We start from the raw sequence: 23,143 nt of genomic DNA, 5'->3' as shown, positions 1-23,143 counted from the left end.
ATTCCGGAGGCGTGCTGCAAGGGTGTAGGAGAAAGCATGCCGTTACAGGGAACCAGACCATCGTTCGGCAAGAGCCTGTTCGTGCTCGGCGGAGCGCGGTCCGGCAAGAGTCGCCATGCGCAGCTTGTCGCCGAGACCGCAGCGGTGCCGCTTAACGGATCGTTGATCTATATCGCGACGGCACAGGCCTTCGATGATGAAATGCGCGACCGGATCAAGCGCCATCGCGACGACCGCGATGCGCGGTGGCAGACCATCGAAGCTCCGACCGAACTCGCAGCGGCTTTGCGCGGCGCGGACGGCACCAACGTCATCGTGCTGGTTGATTGCCTGACCTTGTGGCTGTCCAACCTGCTGCTCGGCGATGCGGATATCAACCGCGAGGTGGACCGCCTTCTCGCGACCCTGCGCACGATGCAGGCGCGCACGATCCTCGTCTCGAACGAGGTCGGGCTCGGTATCGTCCCCGACAATGCGCTTGCGCGGCGTTTTCGCGACGCGGCAGGGATATTGCATCAGAGGCTGGCGGCGCAGGTCGACTCCGTCGACGTTCTGATGGCGGGCCTCGTCCAACATTGGAAGCAGCCGATGTAGAGCGACCACGCCGTGTTCAGGAATCGCTTCGTCGAGCAGAGCCAGCAACCTTGCCTGTCGGTACCGGAATTGGTTAATCGCTGTCGCTTGCACGGATCTGGCGGGGCTCTGGTAGGAGCGATCACCATGTGCGAAGGGGGCCGGAATGCACAACGAACCGCAGGCGATCGCACGGTTAAAATCGATGGTCTTTTTGATCGAGGAAGCGATGCGGATTGCGGATCAGGGCGACAATCCCTTGTTCGGCGCCAAGCTGAGCGACTGTATCGACTGCCTGCAAAGCGCGCTGGATGAGATTGCCCCCGGGTCTTCGTCTCGATCGTAAACAGACGATTTTGAGCGATCTATTCGGTCGATCGACAAAACAACTCTCGGATCGGGCCAGTATCTGCTACACTGAGGCAAATATCGTCAAAGATACGGGTGCGACCTTCGACCTCGATCTTTAATTCATGTTTATTTCAACGATCGACCATATGTTGCGATCAGCTTGGTCCGAATATGTTATCGTCTTTTACCGACAGCCGATCCTTGGGCGCTGACGGCCGAGAGAGGCATGTGCTCCCGCCCCGATTTGTGCGGGAGAACGCAGTTGAACGATATTCTGATGGACCATAATGCCGTGATTTCGCCGCTCGCTCCGCTGGCTTTGATGGTGCGAAAGCTTGAGACGCATGCGGTCCTGAACGACGCCGATCGGCGTGCCCTGCTTGCCTTGCCCTATACTTTGCGTACCTATGAACCGTCGTCCTATCTCGTGCGGGAGGGCGATGCGCCCGAGCAATGCGCCGTGTTGCTGTCCGGTTTCGCGTACCGCCAGAAGTTGACCGGATCGGGCATGCGCCAGATCGTTTCGTTGCACATCCCAGGTGAAGCGCTCGATTTTCAGCACCTTTTTCTCGATGTCGCGGATCATAATGTCCAGACGCTGACCCGCGCGGAGGTCGCCACGATATCGCGATCCGCCTTGCGCGAACTGGCGCGGACGCGTGCGTCGATCGGCAATGCGATCTTCGTCAACACGCTGGTCGAGGCATCGATTTTTCGCGAGTGGATCCTCAATATCGGCCGGCGTGATGCGCGGTCGCGGCTGGCGCATTTCCTGTGCGAGTTTGCGATCCGGCTCGATATGCAGGGCTTGGTCGATGCCAACGGCTACGAGTTGCCGATGAGCCAGGAACAGCTCGGCGACGCGCTCGGGCTCACCGCAGTGCATGTCAACCGGACCATCAAGTCGCTCGAGGCCGACGGGCTGATATCGCGCAACCGACGTCGGATCAGCTTCCCGCGCTGGGATGCGCTGCGCGAATTGGCGGATTTTTCCAGCCGCTATCTGCATCTGACGCAGCAGAAGGCGTAACGTCTATCGCCCGCGGGCGTGATCGACCGAGTCTATGATCCGTCCGCCAGCCATGAAAACCGCAATCGGGCAGACGGCAAACAGCATCCAGCCGCCATAGCCTGGATATTGCTGGAGATAGTGCATGCCGCGCTCGACCGCGCCCACGCCAAGGCCGTAAATGACGAGAAAGGCCTCGAATTTTGTTTTGATGATGAAAAGGCGGGTAAGGCGAGTCCACATGGGGCAAGCCAAGCAAAAAGCGTGCCAACGGCGAATTGCGGCCAATTATTCCCTAACCTTTGTGGTTAACTGTCAATTAACCCGACAAGGTGAGGGCGGTCACAAGCGTGTGCCGCGCCGTTTCGATCTGGGCGATCAACGCGGGATCGGCGATCTCAGCGGGATCGATGGTCTCCGGCCAGTGCGTTTCGACAATGGCTTCGATGCGGTTGAGCGTGTCGTGGTCGACCAGGAAGCGGGGATCGACCGTGGTTGGGTCGGCGACGACGCGCAGGCGAAGGCAGGCCGGACCGCCACCATTGCTCATCGATTCCCGGACATCCACGACGTGCAGATGCCGGATCGGCCCGTTGCTCGCGACATGCGCCTGAAGCCACGACCAGACCGCGGGGTTAGCGCGCGCTTCCTCGGGAAGAACCAGAGCCATACCGTCGGCGACCGACACGAGTTGCGCATTGAACAGATAAGACGCAATCGCATCCGCCAGGCTTACGCGGTCGGCCGGGACTTCGACGATTTCTACTTCGGGCATCAGGGCACGGAGGCTCGTGTAGAACCGGTGCTTGTCGGCAAACGCATGTTCATGTGCGAACAACACGCGTTCGTTTGCGACCGCGACGACGTCGTTGTGGAACGCTCCCGCGGCGATCGCCGCGTCGGATTGCTGGACGAAAAGCGTTTGCGCGACATCGAGGCCATGGGATCGCGCGACGGCTTCGCTCGCGTCGCAGTGCTGGCGCGCGGGGAATGGGCCACCGGGCAGGCCGTAGACGAAGACCTCGACACCGGGCACATCATGACTCGCGCAGAGGCGCATGTGGTTCGCCGCGCCTTCGTCGCCGAACGGTGCGGGGATGGGAGGATGGACGGCGAAAGCGGGGTTTGCGAACGCCATCCGAAGTTGGGCAAGCGTGCCGTGTGGCTCATGGCTGCGGTGCGGCATCGTCCCAAGATTCGCGACCGTCAGGTGACAGCGGCCATCGCGCGTATCGGGAGCAGGCGAAACGGTCGCCGCGTTCGCCGCCCACATCGCCGACGCCGAGAGCGCCTGCGCTTTCAGGTGATAGGGCGCAGCGCGATAGCTCGTGGACAGCGTCTTCAGCCAGGCGTGATCCGGTCGAGCCAGCGGAAATAGGATCCCCTGAACTAACCCGAGATCGAGGTTCGCCCGCATCTTGGCAATGCCCTGTAATGCCGCCGCGCGCGGGTGCGCTACGTGACCGGCATGGCGGGTTGCGGCGAGATTGCCGGGGCTGAGACCGGCGAAATTGTGGCTAGGACCGATCAGTCCGTCGAAGTTGATCTCGACCAAAGTCATAGCCGTGCCACGTGTGTAACGCCGTCGTTCCGGGCGATGTCGAGGGCTTGAGCGGCATCCTCCGACAGGCCGATGCCGCCCTCGATGTCGCGGACGCGCCCGAATGCCGCGCGAAAGTCCGCGAGCCGGCCGGTCGCAATCAGGGCATCCTTGCCATCGTCGCCGCCGATCGCCACGACGGTGCTATCGCGCGCATCGGCGATAGAGCGGACCTGGTCGGTGCGGGCGGTCATCGTCGGGCCGCCATCGAAGATGTCGACGTAATTCTCGAACGCGAAGCCTTCGTTCTCCAGCATCCGCATCGCCGCGCGACCCGAAGGGTGCGGCAGGCCGATGGCCGCGCGTGCACTCTCGGTCAGCATCGCGGTATAGATCGGGTGTTTGGGCATCAGGTCGGCGATGAACTGATGGCCATTGATCGCATTGAACTGATCCGCATCCTGGAAATTCATCCCGAAGAAGCGACCCGCAAGGCCGTCCCAGAACGGCGAGCCGCCGGCCTCGTCGATCACGCCGCGCAGTTCGGCGAGGATCCGGTCCGCGAAGCGTGCGCGGTGCATCTTGATGAACAGATAGCGGCTGCGTGCGAGCAGCAGGCCAAGACCGCCGGCGCGTTCGCCGGGATGGAGGAACAGCCCGCCGACTTCGCTCGCGCCTTCGAGATCGGTGGCGAGCGAAAGCATATCGGCGCGGAAGGTGCGGTTCAGCTCCTTGCTGTGCTGCGTGAGCTGGCCGATCCGGTAGCTGTAGAACGGGTAGCTTTGTCCCACCTGCGTGAAGATCTGGCAGGTGCCGCGCACCTCCTGCGTCTCGATGTTTTCGAGGATGAGTACGAACAGCTCGTCCTGGACCGGGCCGTCGGTACGCGCGAAGGCGGCGTGGCTGCGCTCGAGCTTGGCGGTCAGCGCGCGTCGGTCGGGCGGCAGGTTGGTGAAGCCGCCCCCGGTGAGCTTTGCCATTTCATAGAGATGCTGGAGATCGGCATCGACCGCCGCGCGGATCCTGAAGCTCACAAGCGGCCCTCCGCAATACGCAATATGGTGACGGCCGACAGCGCCGCGCGCTCGGCCAGACTGTCGGGGATCATGAATTCGTCGGTCGAATGGATCGCGCCGCCGCGAACGCCCATCGTGTCGATGACTGGCACGCCGGCGGCTGCGATGTTGTTGCCGTCGCAGACGCCGCCGGTCGCCTTCCAGGCGATGTCGAGCCCGAGGTCCGCACCCGATGCCTTGACCAGGTCGAACAGCCGCGCCGCGCCCGGGTCGATCGGTTTAGGGGGGCGGTTGAAGCTGCCATGAACCTCTATGCGGACGTCATGCTCGGCAGCGACCATCGCGACGGCGGAGTCGATATGCGACTGCGCGCGCGTGATCTCGTCGAGCGTCGCGGGGCGGAAGTTGATCCGAAGAATGGCGAGGTCGGGCACGACGTTGTTCGGACCGCCGCCCTCGATCCGCGCCGGGTTCACGGCAAGACGCGGGCCGCGCACCTTCGACAGGCGCACCGCGATGTCGGCCGCGGCGACCAGCGCGTTGCGGCCGTCGTCCGGGTTGCGACCGGCGTGCGCGCTGCGGCCATGGACGATGATCGAGAAGTTTCCCGTGCCGCCGCGCGCACCGGCGAGCGTACCGTCGGCAAGCGCGGGTTCGTAGGTCAGGGCTGCGACCTTGCCGTGCGCGGCGCGGGCCAGCAGCGCGGCGGACGAGAAAGAGCCGGTTTCCTCGTCGGAGTTGACGACGACGTCATAGCCGATCCCGGCGGCGAGCGGGCTGGTTTCGACCGCCCGGAGCGCCGCGAGCATGACGGCGAGCCCCCCTTTCATATCCGCCACGCCGGGGCCGTTCAGTCGGCCGTCGTCGAGCCACTGCAGCGACTGGAATGCGTGACCGATCGGGTAGACCGTATCCATGTGTCCGGTGAACAGCATCCGCACCGGCGCGTCCGGCCGCACGACGAGATGCAGGTGCTTGCCGTGCTCGATCGCCGAGACCAGGCCGTTCGCACCGACGCTGTCGACCGGGGTTGGCTCGACCAGCGTGATATCGCCCGGCAGGGTCGCGAACGCATCGCCGAGCAACCCGGCCATCGTCGCCAGGCCCACGAGGTTGCGCGTGCCACTATTGATCGCCGCCCAGGTTTGGACCTGCGCCAGCATCGGTGCAGCGCCCGCCGTGTCGACGGCATCGCGCTCTACAGTTGAAAGTCCCCTCATCGCGCAACCCTAGCGAGGCCGGGCGCGGGTGGGAACAGGCTCAGAAGCTGTAGACGAGCGATGCGCGGCTGGTCGTGTCGGTCGAGACCGAGCCGATCGGCGGTTCGCTTTCATACTGGACGCTGTACGACAGCGCAGCGGAGAGTGGTCCGATCAACTTTGCGTTGAGCGACGTCGTGCCGCTGAGCGTACTGTTATAGCGTTGGACATAGGCGGATGCGACCTGACTCACCGACAGCCCGCTGAGAATACGGATGCTGAAATTTGCCGTCCCACGCGCGGCGATGCTGCTCTGCTCGGTGTCGTCGGTGAATTCGGTATAACGATAGGCCGGTCCGAGTTCGAGATCGAGCTTGGTGCCGGCGGTCTTGATCAGGCTGTAGCCGGCACCGACGGACGTAGAATAGCGGTTGAAATACCCCAGGAACCGGTCGCCTTCATACTGCGCGACGCCATAGATATACGCCCGGTCGTCGATCTTGTAGTTCGGTTCGTAAGACGCAAGGTAATGCTCGCGCGTCGTGACGTTGAGGTTGGATTGGTAATCGGCCTGCGCATGGAATTTCTGTCGCCAGCGAAGGCCCTCGCGGTTCAAATCCAGCACCGCGGTGCCGCCAGCGGTATCGGAATTGCCGGTCGTCAGATAGCCGCCAACCTCCGCCTTGCCGCTCCAGAGATCGAGGAAGCTCGCCTGCCGGATGACCTGCGTGCGCTGCGCGGCGCGATCGGCCTTCCACTTTTCGGCAATCGCCAGCACCGCGTCGCCGCTGAGCGGATCGGCGGCGCGAGCATATTTGGCAACCGTGTTGACGTCCGCCTCGTTCCCCGACTCCAGCGCCGCATCGAGCATCGCGCGGATCGTTTCGGGGATCATCACCGATTGCGGATCGGGCGCGTTCGCCAACAGCAGCGGAGCGGTAAAGATAAGATATAAGCGGCGCACAGCCATGCCGTAACGGCAGCGTAGCGGAATGGGAACTGCTCAGCGCGTACCCGTTGCGCCGAGATGTGGCGCGAAGGCGGCGAGTACCTGTTCGTATAGCGCCTTCTTGAACGGCACGATCAGCCGCGGGAGATCGGCAGGATCGCTCCAGCGCCATGCACTGAATTCCTCGTGCTCTGTGGCGATGTTGATATCGGCGTCGGTGCCGTGGAAGCGGTAGAGGAACCAGCGCTGCGTCTGCCCGCGCCACTTACCCTTCCACACCTTGCCGAGCAGTTCGGGTGGGAGGTCGTAGACGAATTCGCCGGGGGCCGCCGCGATCAGTTCGACCTTGTCCGGCATCACGCCGGTTTCCTCGCCGAGTTCGCGCAGTGCGGCGGCCTCGGCGTCCTCGCCGGGATCGATCCCACCCTGCGGCATCTGCCACGCATCGAGCGGCGAATCGTTGCGCTGGCCGACGAAGATCTTGCCGTCGGCGTTCATCAGCATGATCCCTGCGCACGGACGATACGGGAGGGGCGAAGTGTCGGTCAAAATAGTCTCCGCAACGCAGGTGCTTGGCGCTCGGATGGCTTGGGGGTCGAGCAGCGCGTTCCTACCTACGGAGCATGATCCATGTCGTCCACCATCCCGACTATATCACGCCGGCGCCCGCGCGCTCGACTTATCGCTGGAACAAGAACGGGCTGATTCGCGACCTGCTGCTTGAAAAGGGCGATGCCGTGGCATGGCACCGCGCCGAGGCGACGCCGACCGCATGGTTGGAGGCGGTGCATGACGAGGATTACGTCGCCGAGGTGCTTCGTGCGGAGGTCCCGAAGGAGAAGGAGCGGCGGATCGGGTTTCCGGTGACGGCGGCCGTGGCGTCGCGCGCGGTGATCGTGCCGCACGGGACGTGGATGGCGGCGTGTCTCGCGCTGAAACATGGATTTGCTGCAAATACGGCGGGGGGGAGCCATCATGCGCTGGCAAACACCGGCGCGGGGTTCTGCGTGTTCAACGATCTGGCGGTTGCGGCGGCGCGGCTGATCGACGAGGGGCGGGTGGCGCGTGTTCTCGTGGTCGATTGTGACGTGCATCAGGGCGACGGGACCGCGGCGCTGCTCGCGGGACGGCCGGAGATCGCGACCTATTCGATCCACGCTGAGAAGAATTTTCCGGTACGGAAGGCGCGGTCGACGATCGACGTGCCGCTGCCGGACAAGGTCCGCGACGAAGCTTATCTGGCGATTCTAGGGGCGACGCTGGTGCCGTTACTCGACGAGTTTCGGCCGGAGTTGATCTTGTATCAGGCGGGGGTGGACCCGTTCGAGGGCGATCGGCTGGGGCGGTTGTCGCTGACCATGGACGGTTTGGCGCGGCGCGAGCGGCTGGTCGCTGGCCTTGCGATCGACCGAGGCGTGCCGCTCGCGAGCACGGTCGGCGGCGGGTACGGCGAGGATGCGCTCGCGATCGCCGAGCGGCACGTCGCCGCGATCATGACGCTGGGCGAAACTTTTGCCGCCGCAGGTGACGCCGGACTGCGGGTTGGTGCATTGAACGCGCGATGACGACACCTTCTTTGCTCTGGCTGCGCCAGGACCTCCGCCTTCACGATCAACCCGCGCTGATCGCCGCCGCGCATGCGGGGCCGGTAATTCCGGTCTACGTCCTCGACGACGATGCGCCGGGGAAATGGAAGATGGGCGGGGCGCAGCGCTGGTGGCTGCATCACACGCTCGACGCGTTCGGGACGTCGCTGGCCGACAAGGGCTCGAGGCTGATCCTGCGGCGCGGCGATGCGGTCGAGGTGCTGACGGCGCTGATGGAGGAAACCGGCGCCGGGCAGGTCCATGCGATCCGGCATTATGAGCCGTGGTGGCGCAAGGCCGAGGCAGCGCTCGGCGATCGATTGTGCCTGCATGATGGCAATCATCTCGCGCGCGTCGAGGACGTAAAGACGGGCTCAGGTGGGCAGTTCAAGGTGTATTCCTCGTTCTGGAAGGCGCTCAACCAGATGATGCCGCCGGGCGAGCCCGAGCCTGTACCGCGGACGGTCCCGGCGCCGTCGACGTGGCCGAAGACCGAAAAGCTCGCGGACTGGGATTTGCTGCCGACCAAGCCGGACTGGTCGACGGGGTTCAAGGACTGGACGCCGGGCGAGGCGCATGCGTTGAAGAACGCGAAGGCAATGGCCCCGATCGTCGAGGCTTATGACGTCGATCGCAACATGCCGTCGATCGAGGGCACGTCGCGCCTGTCCCCGCATCTGCATTTCGGCGAGATTTCGCCGCGTGCGGTGTGGCATGCGGTCGACGGGCACGGCGATGCGACCACGTTCCGCAAGGAACTGGCGTGGCGGGATTTCACCGATGGCGTCGTGCTGACGATGCCGGATTACGGCGACACGAACGGGCGGCCCAAGTTCGATAAGCTCCCCTGGCGATCCGGCAAGGAGTCCGATGCGGACTTGAAGGCGTGGCAGGAGGGCAAGACCGGGTATCCGATCGTCGATGCGGGCATGCGCCAGCTTTGGGCGACGGGGTGGATGCATAATCGCGTGCGGATGATCACGGCGAGCTTCCTGGTGAAGCACCTGCTGATCGATTGGCGGGAAGGCGAGCGCTGGTTCTGGGATTGCCTGGTCGACGCGGATTACGGGAATAACGCGGTGAACTGGCAGTGGGTGGCCGGGACGGGCGTGGATTCGAACATGTTCGGACGCATCATGGCGCCGTTGTCGCAGTCGGAGAAGTTCGACGCGGGGGACTATATCCGCGAGTGGGTGCCGGAACTGGCGAAGGTGTCGGGGGCGGCGATCCATGATCCGGACGAGTCGGGGTGTCGGCCAAAGGCATATCCGGCGAAGATCGTCGGGCATCGCGAAGGGCGCGAGCGGGCGCTCGAAGCCGGGCGCCACGCGCGTTAATATACTGCCAAACGCACACCCGTCATCCTGACGGAAGTCAGGATCCAGAGTAACAGGCGGCGACCTTTTTGGCTCTGGATCCTGACTTTCGTCAGGATGACGATAGGAGACGTCCGTCGTCTATCCACCGACATAGACTACTGTTTAACGCCTTCCTCTTTCCTAGCTCGCCCCCCTGTTGCATGGAGCGCCGCGATGACTGCCGTTCCCGCTTTCGACGATGTGCCTGCCGCGCAAGTTTCCCCGGTCGCGCGTCTCGTCGCGCCGATTTTCCACCGCTTGCTAGACCGGATCGATGCGGGGCTTGAGAGCGGCGGGATCGACGCACGGCTACCGGACGGCACGCGAAGGCTGATCGGCGGGCGCGCGCCGGGGCCTTTGCCGGTGGTGACCGTGCATCGCTGGCGTGCGTTGGTGCGGTTGGCGACGGCGGGGTCGGTCGGCTGGTACGAGGGCTGGGCGGCAGGCGACTGGTCGAGCCCCGATCCGGTCCCGCTGTTCGACCTTTTCATGCGCAACCGGCGGTCGCTGGGGGGCGCGGCGCGGTCGGGGGGCGTAGTGCGGTTGGCGGCGCGGGCGTGGCACAGAATGCGGCGGAACGACCCGACTGGCTCGCGGAAGAACATCGCCGCGCATTACGACCTCGGCAACGATTTCTACGAGACGTGGCTCGATCCGAGCCTGACCTATTCGAGCGCGATCTTTGAAGAGCCCTTCGACGATGCCGAGCCGCATGTGGCGGGGCAGACGACCAAGTTGCGCGCGATCCTTGACCGAACCGGCGTGCGGGCTGGTGATACGATCCTGGAGATCGGCTGCGGCTGGGGATCGTTTGCGGAGCTGGCGGCGCGGGCGGGGGTCGGCGTACATGCGCTCACGCTGTCGACCGAGCAGAAGCGGCAGGTCGACGACCGGATCGCCGCGGCGGGGCTCGATGGCGTGTGCGTGGCGCTGACCGATTACCGCGACGTCACCGGGACCTATGACGCGGTGGCGAGCATCGAGATGGTCGAGGCGGTCGGCGAGGAATATTGGCCGGTGTATCTCGACGCGATCGCGCGCGCGCTGAAGCCGGGTGGGCGCGCGGCGTTGCAGTATATCTCGATCGACGACACGATCTTCGATGCCTATTCGCGGAGTGTCGACTTCATCCAGCGTTACGTGTTCCCGGGCGGGATGCTGTTGTCCGAGCCGCGGTTTCGCGCGCTGGCGGAGGCGCGCGGGCTGACGTGGGAGGACCGGCGCGGGTTCGGGCTACACTATGCCGAGACGTTGCGGCGGTGGCGGGTGGCGTTCGATGCCGCGGTGGCCGAGGGGCGGTTGCCGGCGCGGTTCGATGCGCGGTTCGTGGCGTTGTGGCGATACTATCTGATGTACTGCGAGGGCGGGTTTCTCGGCGGCGGGATCGATGTCGCGCAGGTTACGCTGGTGAAGCGCTAGAATCCTCCCCCGCCAGGGGGAGGTGGCGCCAAAGGCGACGGAGGGGGAGGACACGGAAGCTACGTGGTCGCTTACCTCCCCCTCCGTCTGGCAAGCGCCAGCCACCTCCCCCTGGCGGGGGAGGATTCCTTTAGTTCACCCGCTCGAAATGGCCGGGTTCGAAGCCTTCGATTGCCAGCGCCACGATCCGGTCAGCCACCACCGTCGGTTCCTTGACCGAATTCGGATCTTCGCCCGGATAGGCGCGCGCGCGCATCTTGGTGCGGGTCGCACCGGGATCGACGATCGCCGTGCGGATCGCGCTGATCTCCGCCATCTCGTCGCCATAGGCGCCGAGAAGGGTTTCGAAGGCAGCCTTCGAAGCACCATAAAGGCCCCAATAGGCGCGCGGTTTGCGGCCGACGCTGGAGGTCACGCCGATCACGCGGGCCGACTTGGCCTTCTTCAGCATCGTGTCGAATGCCGCGATCAGCGCCGCCTGCGCGCTGACGTTGAGCGTCAGAACCTGCGCCATTTCCTTCGGGTCGATCGCCGGGACCGACGACAGCGAGCCGAGCATGCCAGCGTTGAGTACCAGAATGTCGAGCGCATCCCAGCGGTCGCCGATCGCGGTCGCCAAGCGCCCGATGGCTTCACTCTCCGCCAGATCGAGCGGGGCGATCGTCGCCGAACCGCCGGCCGCGTGGATCGTCGCCTCGACCTCTTCGAGACCGCCTGGAGTGCGCGCCGTCAGGACGACATGTGCGCCCTTCGCCGCCAGCGCGATCGCAGTCGCAGCGCCGATGCCGCGGCTGGCACCGGTGACCAGCGCCAGCCGGCCTTCGAGAGGCTTGTCCGTCATAATCGCTCCGGGATTATCAGATGACGCGTTCGGCGAGCATCGCGAACTGATCGACTTCCGAGCCTTCGTCATGGTCGGTCAGCGTGGTCGGGTAATCGCCGGTGAAGCACGCATCGCAGTATTTCGGACGGACATCCGCGCGCTTCGCCTCGCCGAGCGCCTTGTAGAGCCCGTCGATCGAGATGAAGTTCAGACTGTCGGCATGGATGAAGCCGGTCATGCCGCCGAGATCGAGCTTGGCCGCGAGCAGCTTCTCGCGCTCGGGCGTGTCGACGCCGTAGAAGCACGAGTGCCGCGTCGGCGGGCTGGCGATCCGCATATGCACTTCAGCCGCGCCGGCCTCGCGCATCATCTCGACGATCTTCAGCGAGGTCGTGCCGCGGACGATCGAATCGTCGACGAGGATGACCCGCTTGCCCTTGATCAGCGCACGGTTGGCGTTGTGCTTCAGCTTCACGCCGAGGTGGCGGACCTTGTCGCCCGGCGAGATGAACGTGCGGCCGACATAATGCGATCGGATGATGCCGAGCTCGAAAGGGATGCCCGACTGCTGCGCATAGCCGATCGCCGCTGGCGTGCCCGAATCGGGAACGGGGATGACGAGATCGGCATCGACCGGCGATTCGATCGCGAGCTGCGCGCCGATCGCCTTGCGGACCGAATAGATCGAGTGATCGTCGACGATCGAATCGGGGCGCGAGAAATATACCCATTCGAAGATGCACGGCCGCGCCGCCATCGGTGCGAACGGACGGATCGAGCGGATCTCCGAACCCTGGACGATGACGAGTTCGCCCGGCTCGATCGCGCGGACGAAGGTGGCGCCGACGACGTCGAGCGCGACCGTCTCGGAGGCGAAGATCACCGCATCGCCGAGCTTGCCCATGACCAGAGGACGTATGCCCAATGGATCGCGGCAGGCGATCATGCCCTCGGGTGTCATCACGATCAGCGAATACGCGCCCTCGATCTGCTTCAGCGCGTCGATGAAGCGGTCGAGCAGGGTCCGGTAGTTCGAGGTCGCGACGAGGTGGATGATCGTCTCGGTATCGCTCGTCGACTGGAAGATCGAGCCGCGCCGGACGAGTTCACGACGCAGCCGCATCGCGTTGGAAATATTGCCGTTATGCGCGATCGCAAAGCCACCGGTCGACAGTTCGGCATAGAGCGGCTGGACGTTGCGCAAGGCTGTCTCGCCGGTCGTCGAATAGCGGACATGGCCGCAGGCGACGGTGCCGGGGAGGGCGCGGATCACGTCGTCGCGGTCGAAGTTCCCGGCGACATGGCCCATTGCGCGGTGCGTGTGGAAATTGGCCCCGTCGAAGGTGGTTATCCCGGCCGCTTCCTGCCCGCGGTGCTGCAAAGCGTGGAGGCCGAGCGCGACCAGCGCGGCCGCGCCTTCGGTGGCCGAGACGCCAAACACCCCGCACTCTTCGCGAAGTTTGTCGTCGTCATAAGGGTTTGTCGTCAGCATGCCGGATCTCACGTCGTGCGGAAGCTGCCCTATACGAGCGGTTCGCCGTCTTGTCGCCTGTTTGTAATAACATTGCGTGCTGCTGGTCGCATCGGGGCGGGTTTCGGGTATATCCGGGTTATGACACACAGCCGCGACACGGGCCTGACGCTCGATCCGAAATTCGATTCCGCCGGGCTTTTGACCGCGGTCGTCACCGATCGCGTGTCGGGCGACGTGCTGATGGTCGCGCATATGAATGCGGAGGCGCTGGCGCAGACGCAGGCGACCGGCGAGGCCCATTTCTGGTCGCGTAGCCGTGAGAAGCTGTGGAAGAAGGGCGAGACGTCGGGGAACGTGCTGCGCGTCGCCGAGCTTCGGATCGACTGCGATCAGGATGCGGTGTGGGTGATCGCGGACGCGGCGGGGCCGGCGTGCCACACCGGCGAGCGGACCTGCTTCTTCCGGCGGATCGAGGGGGGCGGACTGGTACCGGCCGAATGAGGCGGGCGCTGCTGCTCGCTTTAATGTTGGGCGGATGTGGGCGAGAGCCGTCCAACGTCGTGGCGGACAGTGCGGGGGCTCGGCTGGAAGCCGCTGCCGAGACGGCGGGCATCGTGCCGGACCCGAACGCGCCGCTGCAAGGATCCTGGGCGCGCGATACCGACCGGGTCTGCGTCGTCGGGACGGACAAGATTGCCCGGATCGGGGTCAGCGTCGATTATGGCGAGGCCCAGGGCTGTACCGCGTCCGGCACGGTCGAGCGCTCCGGCGACGCACTCAAGGTCGCGTTCGGCATGTGCAAATTCGACGCGAAGTTCGACGGCGACCGGATCATCTTTCCGGCCGACATGACGCAGGCCTGCGAGTCGCTCTGCACCGGTCGCGCATCGCTCGCCGCGCTTACCGTCGATCGGATCAGTGGATCGCGCTCGGAGGCCTCAACGCTGAGATCATCTGCCGGGAAGTTGCTCTGCGCTAATTGACGTTGACGTAAACGAGAGTTATCTCGTCGGGGATGGCGACACGAGCATCTCCTTCCCCGGTCTCTCCCGAATCCTACGCGGTGATCGAACCGCGGCATGATCGCGAGAGCTTCACGATCTCCGACCTCTCCGCCGAGTTCGACGTCACCGCGCGAGCTTTGCGGTTCTACGAGGACGAAGGCCTGATCGCGCCCGAGCGTCGTGGGACGCAGCGCATCTATTCGCACCGCGACCGCGCGCGCCTCGCCTGGATCCTGCGTGGCAAGCGCGTCGGGTTCAGCCTCGGCGAAATCCGCGAGATGATCGACCTCTACGATCTCGGCGACGGCCGGCGTGCGCAGCGCCAGGTCGTGATCGAGCGCAGCCAGGCGCGGATCGCGCTGTTGACGGCGCAGAAGCGCGACATCGATCTCGCCATCGACGAACTCACCAGTTTCGTGGCCCTTCTCGAAGCCAGCCGCGCCCAAGACAACCAAGGATAAATCATGCCCCAGTATACGCCCCCCGTCCGCGACACACGTTTCGTCCTCGAGCATGTCGTTGGCCTGCCACGCTATTCCAATCTCCCCGGCTTCGATGCGGCCTCGCCCGACGTCGTCGATGCAGTGCTTGAGGAGGGCGGCAAGTTCGTCGCCGAAGTGCTGTTCCCGCTCAACCTGTCGGGCGATCAGCAGGGTTGCACACGGCATGAGGACGGCTCGGTGACGACGCCGGACGGCTTCAAGGAAGCGTATAAGCAGTACGTCGAGAGCGGCTGGGCGACGCTCGGCAACCAGCCGGAGTATGGCGGGCAGGGCATGCCGCACGTCGTGTCGACCGCGTTCCAGGAATACATGATCTCGTCGAACATGGCGTTCGCGATGTATCCTGGCCTGACGCACGGCGCGATCGCCGCGCTGATCGCCAAGGGTTCAGACGCGCAGAAGGCGATGTACGTGCCGAAGATGGTGTCCGGCGAATGGGGCGGGACGATGAACCTGACCGAGCCGCAGTGCGGCACCGACCTGGGCCTGATCCGCACCAAGGCCGAGCCGCAGGCGGATGGTTCGTACGCGATCACCGGGACGAAGATCTTCATCTCGAGCGGTGAGCATGATCTGACCGACAATATCATCCACCTCGTACTCGCCAAGACGCCGGGCGCGCCGGACAACGTGAAGGGCATTTCGCTGTTCGTGGTGCCGAAGGTCCTCGTCAACGAGGACGGTTCGCTCGGCGCGCGCAACGGCGTCACCTGCGGGTCGATCGAGCACAAGATGGGAATTCACGCAAATTCGACGTGCGTGATGAACTATGATTCGGCGACCGGTTGGCTGGTTGGCGAGGAGACGAAGGGCCTCGCCGCGATGTTCATTATGATGAACGCCGCGCGTCTCGGCGTCGGGCTTCAGGGTCTTGGTGTAGCCGAAGTCGCCTACCAGAATGCCGTCCAGTACGCGCAGGACCGCCGCCAGGGTCGCGCACTGACCGGGCCGAAGGAGCCGCAGGAGAAGGCAGATACGCTGTTCGTCCATCCTGACATCCGCCGCATGCTGATGGAGGGCAAGTCGCTGACCGAGGGCCTGCGCGCGCTGATCCTGTGGACCGCGCTCCAGGCCGATCTCGAGCATCATGCCGAGAGCGAGGAAGAGCGCCAGCTCGCCGGCGACCTGATCTCGCTGCTGACCCCGGTCATCAAGGGATACGGCACCGACATGGGCTATGCGATCGCGACCAACGCGCAGCAGGTCTATGGCGGGCACGGCTACATCGCCGAATGGGGCATGGAGCAATATGTCCGCGATGCGCGGATCGCGATGATCTACGAGGGCACCAACGGCGTCCAGGCGATGGATCTGGTCGGACGCAAGCTCGCGCAGAATGGCGGCCGCGGGATCCAGGCGTTCTTCAAGCTGGTGGCGGACGACGTCGCCGCGGCGAAGGGCGATCCGGCGACGGCGGCGTTCGCCGAGGCGCTGGATAAGGCGAACGGCCAGCTCCAGGCGGCGACGATGTGGTTCATGGCGAACGGCATGAAAAACCCGGAGAACGTCGGTGCGGGTGCGGTCAGCTATATGCATCTGATGGGAATCGTCGCGGTTGGCGTGATGTGGCTGCGGATGGCGGTCGCTGCGGCCAAGCTGCAGGCAGCAGGCGAGGGCGAGGCCGCGTTTCTCGACGCCAAGCTGGTCACCGCACGCTTCTATGCCGAGCGGATCCTGCCGGATGCAGGCGCACTGCGCCGCAAGATCGAGGGCGGTGCGGAGTCGCTGATGGCGCTGCCGCCCGAGATGTTCATGGCGGCCTGATCGGGGAGGGGGTGGGCTACAGTTCGCTCCCCTCGAACGAGCGCGCGTCCAGTGAGTCCGAGCCCCTGTGACCTAATCTAGTCTACCCACCCCGCTCCCCTCCCATCCAGGCAGGGGAGCGGGGTTTTCCTACTTCGTGACCGGCGCAGTCGGCGCGGGCGTCGCTATGGACGCCGACATGGCGTTCGGTCTGCGCCGCACACCGTTCAGTTCGACCGCCGCAGCAGGCGCGTTCGGCGCAGCGGCGGGTGGCGGCGATGCGGCGGTCATTGCCGCCCGCGTCACCATGCACTGGTCCGCATCAGCGCGCTTGAACTGGCGGCAGTTCCACAGCGATCGTTCGTAGTCGCTCCCCCGATCGCGCAGATAGCTGAAACTCAGCGCGGCGGTCTGCGCTGGCTCCAGCGGAATTGCAGTCGCCGTCTTCGTCCCGTCGGTCCACGCCATATACCGACAAAAGGGTTTGTCCCCGCACGCCTGGACCGCAAGCGCAGTGAGGCCGTCGGCGCTCTGGTTGCGCGGCAGCGTCATGAAAATCGTGTCGCTATCCAGCGGCATCACGGGCGCAGACGCCGCCTCGGCGGCCGCACCGAACCCCATCGCGATCGACGCCTCCGCCAGTGCGGCGTCCGCCTCGGCCAGTACGGCGCCGGTCCTGTGCGCGTCGGACAGGGCGGCGAGTTGCGCGATTGCGGGCTCGATCGTCTCGGGATGGCGGCCGAACGCCGGCGGCGTGCCCCACCAGCCGGACCAGCGGAAGAATAGATGCGTCTTGACCGCGGTGATCTTGTCGAGGCTCGACTGCCAATAGGGCACGACCCAGTCGGTATGGTAATGCGTGGCATAGCCGACCTGCTTGAATACCGCGCCGGACAGCGATGCAGCGGCGACCTCGCGCGCACGGCGCCAGGCATCGTCGGTGGGATGCCAGCGGGTGATCGCGCCGTCGCAGCTGAAGCTGAACTGGCACCCGGTCGACCGGTCCTGCCCCTCGAACACCACGCCGCACACGGTCTTCGGAAACGCCGGATGGCGGAGGCGGTTGAGCACGACCTGCGCGACGGCGCGTTCGCCCAGCGTATCGTCGCCGGCCTCGTAGAGGACTCCCGCCGCCATGCAATCGGTCGCACGTGCCAGATCCTCCGGCCCGCCGGCAAAGCGGAACGGGCGGGCGGCCGGGTTGGGCGCCGTCGAGAACGGCACCGTCGCGTTGAACGCGCGCGCATCTTCAAGACTGAGGTCGACGAACTTGACGGGTTCGACCTTCGGGACTTCGGCTTGGGGCACAACCCGGCCCGGCGGGAGCTTCACCCGCTTCGAGACGTGGACGATGGTGGGCGCGTTGGCGACGACCAGCGCAGGCCCGACGATTGCCAGCGCGGAGATGCCGACGAGGGTGGCGCGCAGCACCCGGGTGCCGCGCGCGGAGAGATCGGTCCTCACTGTTCGGGCAGGAAGTCCGGGACCGACAGATAGCGCTCACCGGTGTCGTAGTTGAAGCCGAGAACGCGCACGTTGTCAGGCAGATCGGGCAGCTTCTGGAGGATCGCCGCGAGCGTCGCGCCCGAGCTGATGCCGACCAGCATGCCTTCTTCGGTCGCCGAGCGGCGCGCCATGTCCTTTGCCACACCGGCGTCGACCTCGATCACGCCGTCGAGCGCCTGCGTGTGGAGGTTCACCGGAATAAAGCCCGCGCCGATGCCCTGGATTGGGTGCGGGCCGGGCTGCCCGCCGGCGATCACCGGTGAGGCGGCGGGTTCGACCGCGTAGACCTTCAGCGACGGCCATTCCTTCTTCAACGCCTCGGCGACGCCGGTAATGTGGCCACCGGTGCCGACGCCGGTGATGATCACGTCGATCGGCGTGTCGCGGAAGTCGGCGAGGATTTCCTGCGCTGTCGTAGCGACATGCACGGCGATGTTCGCAGGGTTTTCGAACTGCTGCGGCATCCACGAACCGGGCGTCTGCTCGACCAGTTCCTTCGCGCGCTCGATCGCGCCTTTCATGCCCTTCTCGCGCGGGGTCAGATCGAACGTTGCGCCATAGGCCAGCATCAGGCGACGGCGTTCGATCGACATGCTCTCGGGCATGACGAGGACGATCTTGTACCCCTTTACCGCGGCGACGAGCGCCAGGCCGATGCCGGTGTTGCCGCTGGTCGGCTCGATGATCGTGCCGCCGGGCTTGAGATGGCCGTCCTTCTCCGCCGCCTCGATCATCGCGAGCGCGATGCGGTCCTTGATCGAGCCGCCGGGGTTCGAGCGCTCGGACTTCACCCAGACTTCGGATTCTGGGAACAGCTTCGACAGGCGGACGTGCGGCGTGTTGCCGATCGTGTCCAGGATCGAGTTGGCCTTCATGGCTTGGCTTCTCCGTGCTGAGGTTCGGTTTCCAGGATCTCTGGGGGATCAAAGGTTTTCGCGCGGCCTAGTTCCGGGAATAGTCGCGCCCAGCCGATCGTGATCGCAATAGCACCGACACCGCCGAACACCACTGCGCCGACCGGGCCGAGCAGCGATGCCATCACGCCGCTCTCGAATTCGCCGAGCTCGTTCGAGGCGGAAATGGTGAGCTGCGACACTGCGCTGACACGGCCGCGCATGGCATCTGGCGTGTGGAGCTGGATCAGCGACTGGCGGACATAGACCGAGATCATGTCTGCGCCGCCCGCGACGATCAGCGCAACGAGGCTGAGGACGAAGGCGGGCTGGACCGGGATGCCGGCGATCGTGCCGGGCGCGATGCCGAGCAGATCGACGATCGGCGTGGCGACGCCGAAGGTGAGGATCGCGAGGCCGAACACGACGACGGCGATCAGCATCTTCACGCCGACATTGGTGCTCATCGGCCGGACCGAGAACCACACGGCCGTGATCGCCGCGCCGATGCCCATGCCCGCTGCGAGCACGCCCAGCCCTTGCGAGCCGACGTGCAGGATGTCGCGCGAATAGACCGGCAGCAGCGACGTTGCGCCGGCGAGCAGCACCGCGAACAGGTCGAGCGTGATGGTCGCGAGGACGAGGCGGTTGCGGCGGACATAGGTGAAGCCCTCAATGATCCGGGCAAGCGGGCGGTGATCGGTCTGCGTCGCGGGCTGCGGTACCGGGCCGATCATGAACATGAAAACGAGCGCGGCGAGGAACAGGATCGTCGCCACACCGTAAGCGACCTCCGGGTGGATCGCATACAGCAGCCCGCCGACGCTAGGGCCGGCGATCGTGCCGACCTGCCACGCGATCGAACTGATCGCGATCGCTGTCGGGAGAACCGCGCGGGGGACTAGGTTGGGGGCTAGGGCGGAGTAGGCGGGCCCCGAGAACGCTCGCGCGACGCCGAAAGCCACCGCGGCGACGGACAGGACGCCAAGCGTGAGGTGGCCGGTCCACGTCAGCAACCACAATGTCGCGGCCGTGAGCACCAGCAGCGTCGTCGTGCCCCGGACGATCCAGCGGCGGTCGAAGCTGTCCGCGATAAGGCCGGTGATCGGGGTCAGCAGGAACAGCGGCACGAACTGAGCGAACCCGATCATACCGAGCATGAAGGCCGCTTGGCGGATGTCCATCGTCTCGCGGGCGATGTTGTAGACCTGCCACCCGATCACGATCGACATCGCGCTGACCGCGATCGTGCCGGTGAAGCGAGACAGCCAATAGGCGCGGAAATTGGCGATCCGTAAGGGATGCTGGTGGGGGTCTGTCGTGGGAGCCATTGCGGCTGGCTTTAGGCGGTGGCTCGCAGGGAGGGCAACCGGAGCTTTGCTTGGGGTGGGGATAGTGGCGTGGCTGAACCGTCGGATCACCCGCGCCGCCGTATACCCGCCGTCATCCTGACGAAAGTCAGGACCCAGGATTACTAAGGACAGCGTTTCGTTACTCTGGGTCCTGACTTTCGTCAGGATGACGGCTGTGGGTGAGCATTACTAGGCGAGTCGGATGACTGAGGCATAGGGCAGCGCGGACCCTCCGCCCCCATCCCGCTCCCCCAAAACGAACATACCTTAGACGGGAATTGATGTTCCGCCCCGTCCGCGCCTATAGGCTCCCTCAACTCCCCTACGGAAAACGAGGTTTCCCACATCGTGGCCAAGACCCCCCCACCAGTACGCGCCATCGCCGAACCGCCGATCACCAACCGCGAACGACCGGCAGAACCGAAACCGTACGAGGCGTCGAAGGACGAACTGCTCGAAATGTATCGGCAGATGCTGCTGATCCGTCGTTTCGAAGAAAAAGCGGGCCAGCTCTATGGCTTGGGTCTGATCGGTGGCTTCTGCCATCTGTATATCGGCCAGGAAGCCGTCGCGGTCGGGCTGCAGTCCGCGCTCAACGGCGAGACCGATTCGGTGATCACCGGCTACCGCGATCACGGCCACATGCTCGCCTACGGGATCGACCCGAAGGTGATCATGGCCGAGCTGACCGGACGCAATTCGGGTATCTCGAAGGGCAAGGGCGGGTCGATGCACATGTTCTCGACCGAGCATAAATTCTACGGCGGCCACGGCATCGTCGGTGCGCAGGTGTCGCTCGGCACCGGCCTCGCGTTCAAGCATAAATACTCGAACGACGGCGGCATCTGCATGGCCTATTTCGGCGACGGCGCCGCAAACCAGGGCCAGGTGTACGAGAGCTTCAACATGGCCGAGCTGTGGAAGCTGCCGATCATCTTCGTGATCGAGAACAACCAGTACGCGATGGGCACGAGCGTCAACCGGGCTTCCGCCGAGGACCAGTTGTATCGCCGCGGCGAGAGCTTCCGCATTCCCGGCATCCAGGTCGACGGCATGGACGTGCTGGCCTGCCGCGGTGCCGCCGAGGAAGCGCTGGCGTGGGTCCGTGCGGGCAAGGGTCCGGTCATCCTCGAGATGAAGACCTATCGCTATCGTGGCCACTCGATGTCCGATCCGGCCAAGTACCGCACGCGTGACGAGGTCCAGGCGGTTCGCGACAAGTCGGATCCGATCGATCACATGAAGAAGCTGCTCGACGCGCAGGGCGTGACCGAGGCGGACCTCAAGTCCCTTGAACAGGAAATCAGGAAAATCGTGAACGAAGCCGCCGATTTCGCCGAGCAGACCCCGGAGCCGGATGCTGCCGAGCTCTACACCGACGTTCTGGTGGAGACGTACTGATGGCGATCGAGATCAAGATGCCCGCGCTCTCCCCGACGATGGAAGAGGGCACGCTGGCCAAGTGGCTCGTCAAGGAAGGCGACAGCGTCAAGTCGGGCGACATCCTCGCCGAGATCGAGACCGACAAGGCGACTATGGAGTTCGAGGCGATCGACGAAGGCACGATCGGTTCGATCGCCGTGCCTGAGGGCACCGACAACGTGAAGGTCGGCACCGTCATCGCGACGATCCTCGAAGAGGGCGAGAGCGCGAGCGACCAGAAGCCGGCCGAGGCACGCTCCGGCGATGCGGCCAACGCCGCGCCGAAGGAAACGCCGTCGGACGACAAGGCACCGCCGGTTCCCGAAGGTGCTTCGCCTGCGAAGGCCGAGAGCGGCACGCAGCAGCTCGTCGCCTCGGCGGAGAAGGTCGGCATCTCCGACCCCGCGATCCCCGAGGGCACCGAGATGGTCAAGACGACCGTCCGCGAGGCGCTTCGCGACGCGATGGCCGAGGAAATGCGCGAGGACGACCGCGTCTTCGTGATGGGCGAGGAAGTCGCGCAGTATCAGGGCGCGTACAAGGTCACACAGGGCCTGCTCGACGAGTTCGGCGACCGTCGCGTGATCGACACGCCGATCACCGAATACGGTTTTGCCGGTATCGGTGCGGGCGCGGCGATGGGCGGCTTGCGTCCGATCGTGGAGTTCATGACCTTCAACTTCGCGTTGCAGGCGATCGACCACATCATCAACTCGGCCGCCAAGACCAACTACATGTCGGGTGGCCAGATGCGCTGCCCGATCGTGTTCCGTGGTCCCAACGGCGCCGCGTCGCGCGTGGGTGCGCAGCATTCGCACAATTTCGCGGCGTGGTATGCGAGCGTCCCCGGCCTGATCGTGATCGCGCCGTATGATGCGGCGGATGCGAAGGGTCTGCTCAAGGCAGCGATCCGTACCGAGGATCCGGTCGTGTTCCTCGAGAACGAGCTGATGTACGGTCGCAGCTTCGACGTCCCCAAGCTCGACAACCACGTCCTGCCGATCGGCAAGGCGCGGATCGTCCGCGAGGGCAAGGACGTGACGATCGTCAGCTACTCGATCGGCGTCGGGATTTCGCTCGAAGCCGCCGAGAAGCTTGCCGAAGAAGGCATCGACGCGGAGGTCATCGACCTGCGCACGCTGCGCCCGCTCGACACCGAGACGGTCCTGAATAGCCTCGCCAAGACCAACCGAATGATCATCGTCGAAGAGAATTGGGCGACCTGTTCGATCGCTTCGGAGATCGTGTCGGTGGTGATGGAGCACGGCTTCGACGACCTCGACGCGCCGGTGCTGCGCGTGACCAACGAGGACGTGCCGATGCCCTATGCGGCGAACCTCGAAAAGCTGATGCTGGTCGACGTTGCGAAGGTCGTGACGGCGGCGAAGAAGGTGACCTACAAGTAATTGGCAGTGGGCAGGGG

The 23,143-nt window shown here is 64.9% G+C and carries 23 protein-coding genes; 12 read left to right on the top strand and 11 right to left on the bottom strand.

Going from position 1 to position 23,143, the window contains the following annotated elements:
- Positions 1 to 36 precede the first annotated feature (36 nt).
- The 3 genes from cobU (at position 37) to U1737_RS03140 (ending at position 1,954) form a co-directional block, all read left to right on the top strand.
- Positions 37 to 594: a bifunctional adenosylcobinamide kinase/adenosylcobinamide-phosphate guanylyltransferase gene (gene cobU, locus U1737_RS03150; protein WP_332795566.1), complete on the top strand. Its 558-nt coding sequence runs from the start codon at positions 37 to 39 to the stop codon at positions 592 to 594.
- A gap of 145 nt (positions 595 to 739) precedes the next feature.
- The gene (locus tag U1737_RS03145; RefSeq protein ID WP_248520651.1) at positions 740 to 919 is read left to right on the top strand and encodes a hypothetical protein; all 180 of its coding nucleotides are present in this window, start codon (positions 740 to 742) and stop codon (positions 917 to 919) included.
- Positions 920 to 1,201: 282 nt separating this feature from the next.
- Positions 1,202 to 1,954 (top strand): Crp/Fnr family transcriptional regulator, encoded by a 753-nt coding sequence (locus U1737_RS03140; RefSeq protein ID WP_248520652.1) that lies wholly within the window; start codon positions 1,202 to 1,204, stop codon positions 1,952 to 1,954.
- Positions 1,955 to 1,957: 3 nt separating this feature from the next.
- On the opposite strand, the gene U1737_RS03135 is transcribed toward U1737_RS03140, so the two are convergent.
- From U1737_RS03135 to U1737_RS03110, 6 genes are all read right to left on the bottom strand, one after another.
- On the bottom strand, positions 1,958 to 2,176 hold the full coding sequence (locus tag U1737_RS03135) for a hypothetical protein (protein ID WP_248520653.1): 219 nt from the start codon (positions 2,174 to 2,176) through the stop codon (positions 1,958 to 1,960).
- A 76-nt stretch (positions 2,177 to 2,252) separates the two neighbouring features.
- Complete coding sequence (locus tag U1737_RS03130; protein WP_332795565.1) at positions 2,253 to 3,494, bottom strand: N-succinylarginine dihydrolase; 1,242 nt, start codon at positions 3,492 to 3,494, stop codon at positions 2,253 to 2,255.
- The gene (locus U1737_RS03125) at positions 3,491 to 4,507 is read right to left on the bottom strand and encodes an arginine N-succinyltransferase (protein ID WP_332795564.1); all 1,017 of its coding nucleotides are present in this window, start codon (positions 4,505 to 4,507) and stop codon (positions 3,491 to 3,493) included. Before U1737_RS03125 ends, U1737_RS03130 begins: the two co-directional genes overlap by 4 nt.
- On the bottom strand, positions 4,504 to 5,709 hold the full coding sequence (locus tag U1737_RS03120) for a hydrolase (RefSeq protein ID WP_332795563.1): 1,206 nt from the start codon (positions 5,707 to 5,709) through the stop codon (positions 4,504 to 4,506). The genes U1737_RS03125 and U1737_RS03120 overlap by 4 nt, the downstream gene beginning before the upstream one ends.
- A 40-nt stretch (positions 5,710 to 5,749) precedes the next feature.
- Entirely contained in the window at positions 5,750 to 6,658 is a 909-nt protein-coding gene (locus U1737_RS03115) for a DUF481 domain-containing protein (RefSeq protein ID WP_332795562.1), read from the bottom strand.
- 33 nt (positions 6,659 to 6,691) lie between these two features.
- Positions 6,692 to 7,186 carry an RNA pyrophosphohydrolase gene (locus tag U1737_RS03110; protein WP_332795561.1) on the bottom strand — a complete coding sequence of 165 codons (495 nt, stop codon included), beginning with the start codon at positions 7,184 to 7,186 and terminating at the stop codon, positions 6,692 to 6,694.
- A gap of 74 nt (positions 7,187 to 7,260) precedes the next feature.
- Here U1737_RS03110 and U1737_RS03105 point away from each other — a divergent pair, with 74 nt between their 5' ends.
- The 3 genes from U1737_RS03105 (at position 7,261) to U1737_RS03095 (ending at position 11,000) form a co-directional block, all read left to right on the top strand.
- Entirely contained in the window at positions 7,261 to 8,202 is a 942-nt protein-coding gene (locus tag U1737_RS03105) for a histone deacetylase family protein (RefSeq protein ID WP_248520659.1), read from the top strand.
- A complete protein-coding gene (locus U1737_RS03100; RefSeq protein WP_248520660.1) occupies positions 8,199 to 9,560 on the top strand; it encodes a cryptochrome/photolyase family protein in 1,362 nt (453 codons plus the stop codon). The genes U1737_RS03105 and U1737_RS03100 overlap by 4 nt, the downstream gene beginning before the upstream one ends.
- Positions 9,561 to 9,755: 195 nt before the next feature.
- Positions 9,756 to 11,000, top strand: coding sequence for a class I SAM-dependent methyltransferase (locus U1737_RS03095; RefSeq protein ID WP_332795560.1), 1,245 nt, complete (start codon positions 9,756 to 9,758; stop codon positions 10,998 to 11,000).
- A gap of 130 nt (positions 11,001 to 11,130) precedes the next feature.
- Here the strand turns inward: U1737_RS03095 and U1737_RS03090 are convergent, their stop codons facing one another.
- Positions 11,131 to 11,841 carry an SDR family NAD(P)-dependent oxidoreductase gene (locus tag U1737_RS03090; protein ID WP_332795559.1) on the bottom strand — a complete coding sequence of 237 codons (711 nt, stop codon included), beginning with the start codon at positions 11,839 to 11,841 and terminating at the stop codon, positions 11,131 to 11,133.
- A 16-nt stretch (positions 11,842 to 11,857) separates the two neighbouring features.
- The gene (purF, locus tag U1737_RS03085; protein WP_332795558.1) at positions 11,858 to 13,315 is read right to left on the bottom strand and encodes an amidophosphoribosyltransferase; all 1,458 of its coding nucleotides are present in this window, start codon (positions 13,313 to 13,315) and stop codon (positions 11,858 to 11,860) included.
- A 120-nt stretch (positions 13,316 to 13,435) separates the two neighbouring features.
- On the opposite strand from purF, the gene hisI reads away from it, so the two are divergent.
- From hisI to U1737_RS03065, 4 genes are read left to right on the top strand one after another with little or no spacing between them, the layout of a single operon-like run.
- Positions 13,436 to 13,798 (top strand): phosphoribosyl-AMP cyclohydrolase, encoded by a 363-nt coding sequence (gene hisI / locus U1737_RS03080; protein WP_248520664.1) that lies wholly within the window; start codon positions 13,436 to 13,438, stop codon positions 13,796 to 13,798.
- Positions 13,795 to 14,280 carry a hypothetical protein gene (locus tag U1737_RS03075; protein WP_332795557.1) on the top strand — a complete coding sequence of 162 codons (486 nt, stop codon included), beginning with the start codon at positions 13,795 to 13,797 and terminating at the stop codon, positions 14,278 to 14,280. The genes hisI and U1737_RS03075 overlap by 4 nt, the downstream gene beginning before the upstream one ends.
- Positions 14,281 to 14,312: 32 nt before the next feature.
- On the top strand, positions 14,313 to 14,762 hold the full coding sequence (locus U1737_RS03070) for a MerR family transcriptional regulator (protein WP_248520666.1): 450 nt from the start codon (positions 14,313 to 14,315) through the stop codon (positions 14,760 to 14,762).
- A 3-nt stretch (positions 14,763 to 14,765) separates the two neighbouring features.
- Entirely contained in the window at positions 14,766 to 16,568 is a 1,803-nt protein-coding gene (locus tag U1737_RS03065; protein WP_332795556.1) for an acyl-CoA dehydrogenase C-terminal domain-containing protein, read from the top strand.
- 129 nt (positions 16,569 to 16,697) lie between these two features.
- Here the strand turns inward: U1737_RS03065 and U1737_RS03060 are convergent, their stop codons facing one another.
- Genes U1737_RS03060 through U1737_RS03050 form a run of 3 tightly spaced genes read right to left on the bottom strand, consistent with a single transcriptional unit; the run spans position 16,698 to position 20,277 of the window.
- Positions 16,698 to 18,011: a cell wall hydrolase gene (locus U1737_RS03060; RefSeq protein ID WP_332795555.1), complete on the bottom strand. Its 1,314-nt coding sequence runs from the start codon at positions 18,009 to 18,011 to the stop codon at positions 16,698 to 16,700.
- On the bottom strand, positions 18,008 to 18,928 hold the full coding sequence (gene cysK / locus U1737_RS03055; RefSeq protein WP_248520669.1) for a cysteine synthase A: 921 nt from the start codon (positions 18,926 to 18,928) through the stop codon (positions 18,008 to 18,010). The genes U1737_RS03060 and cysK overlap by 4 nt, the downstream gene beginning before the upstream one ends.
- Entirely contained in the window at positions 18,925 to 20,277 is a 1,353-nt protein-coding gene (locus tag U1737_RS03050) for an MFS transporter (protein ID WP_332795554.1), read from the bottom strand. Before U1737_RS03050 ends, cysK begins: the two co-directional genes overlap by 4 nt.
- Before the next feature lie 369 nt (positions 20,278 to 20,646).
- Here U1737_RS03050 and pdhA point away from each other — a divergent pair, with 369 nt between their 5' ends.
- Together pdhA and U1737_RS03040 are read left to right on the top strand one after the other, a co-directional pair.
- Complete coding sequence (gene pdhA, locus U1737_RS03045; protein WP_332795553.1) at positions 20,647 to 21,699, top strand: pyruvate dehydrogenase (acetyl-transferring) E1 component subunit alpha; 1,053 nt, start codon at positions 20,647 to 20,649, stop codon at positions 21,697 to 21,699.
- Positions 21,699 to 23,126, top strand: a complete 1,428-nt coding sequence (locus U1737_RS03040) for a pyruvate dehydrogenase complex E1 component subunit beta (RefSeq protein WP_332795552.1) — start codon at positions 21,699 to 21,701, stop codon at positions 23,124 to 23,126. The genes pdhA and U1737_RS03040 overlap by 1 nt, the downstream gene beginning before the upstream one ends.
- Positions 23,127 to 23,143 lie beyond the last annotated feature (17 nt).

The organism is Sphingomonas fucosidasi (genome assembly GCF_036663855.1).
GTDB lineage: Bacteria > Pseudomonadota > Alphaproteobacteria > Sphingomonadales > Sphingomonadaceae > Sphingomonas > Sphingomonas faeni_B.
The sequence above is the reverse complement of the archived record's forward strand: the minus strand, read 5'-3'. Positions and strand labels throughout refer to the sequence as shown.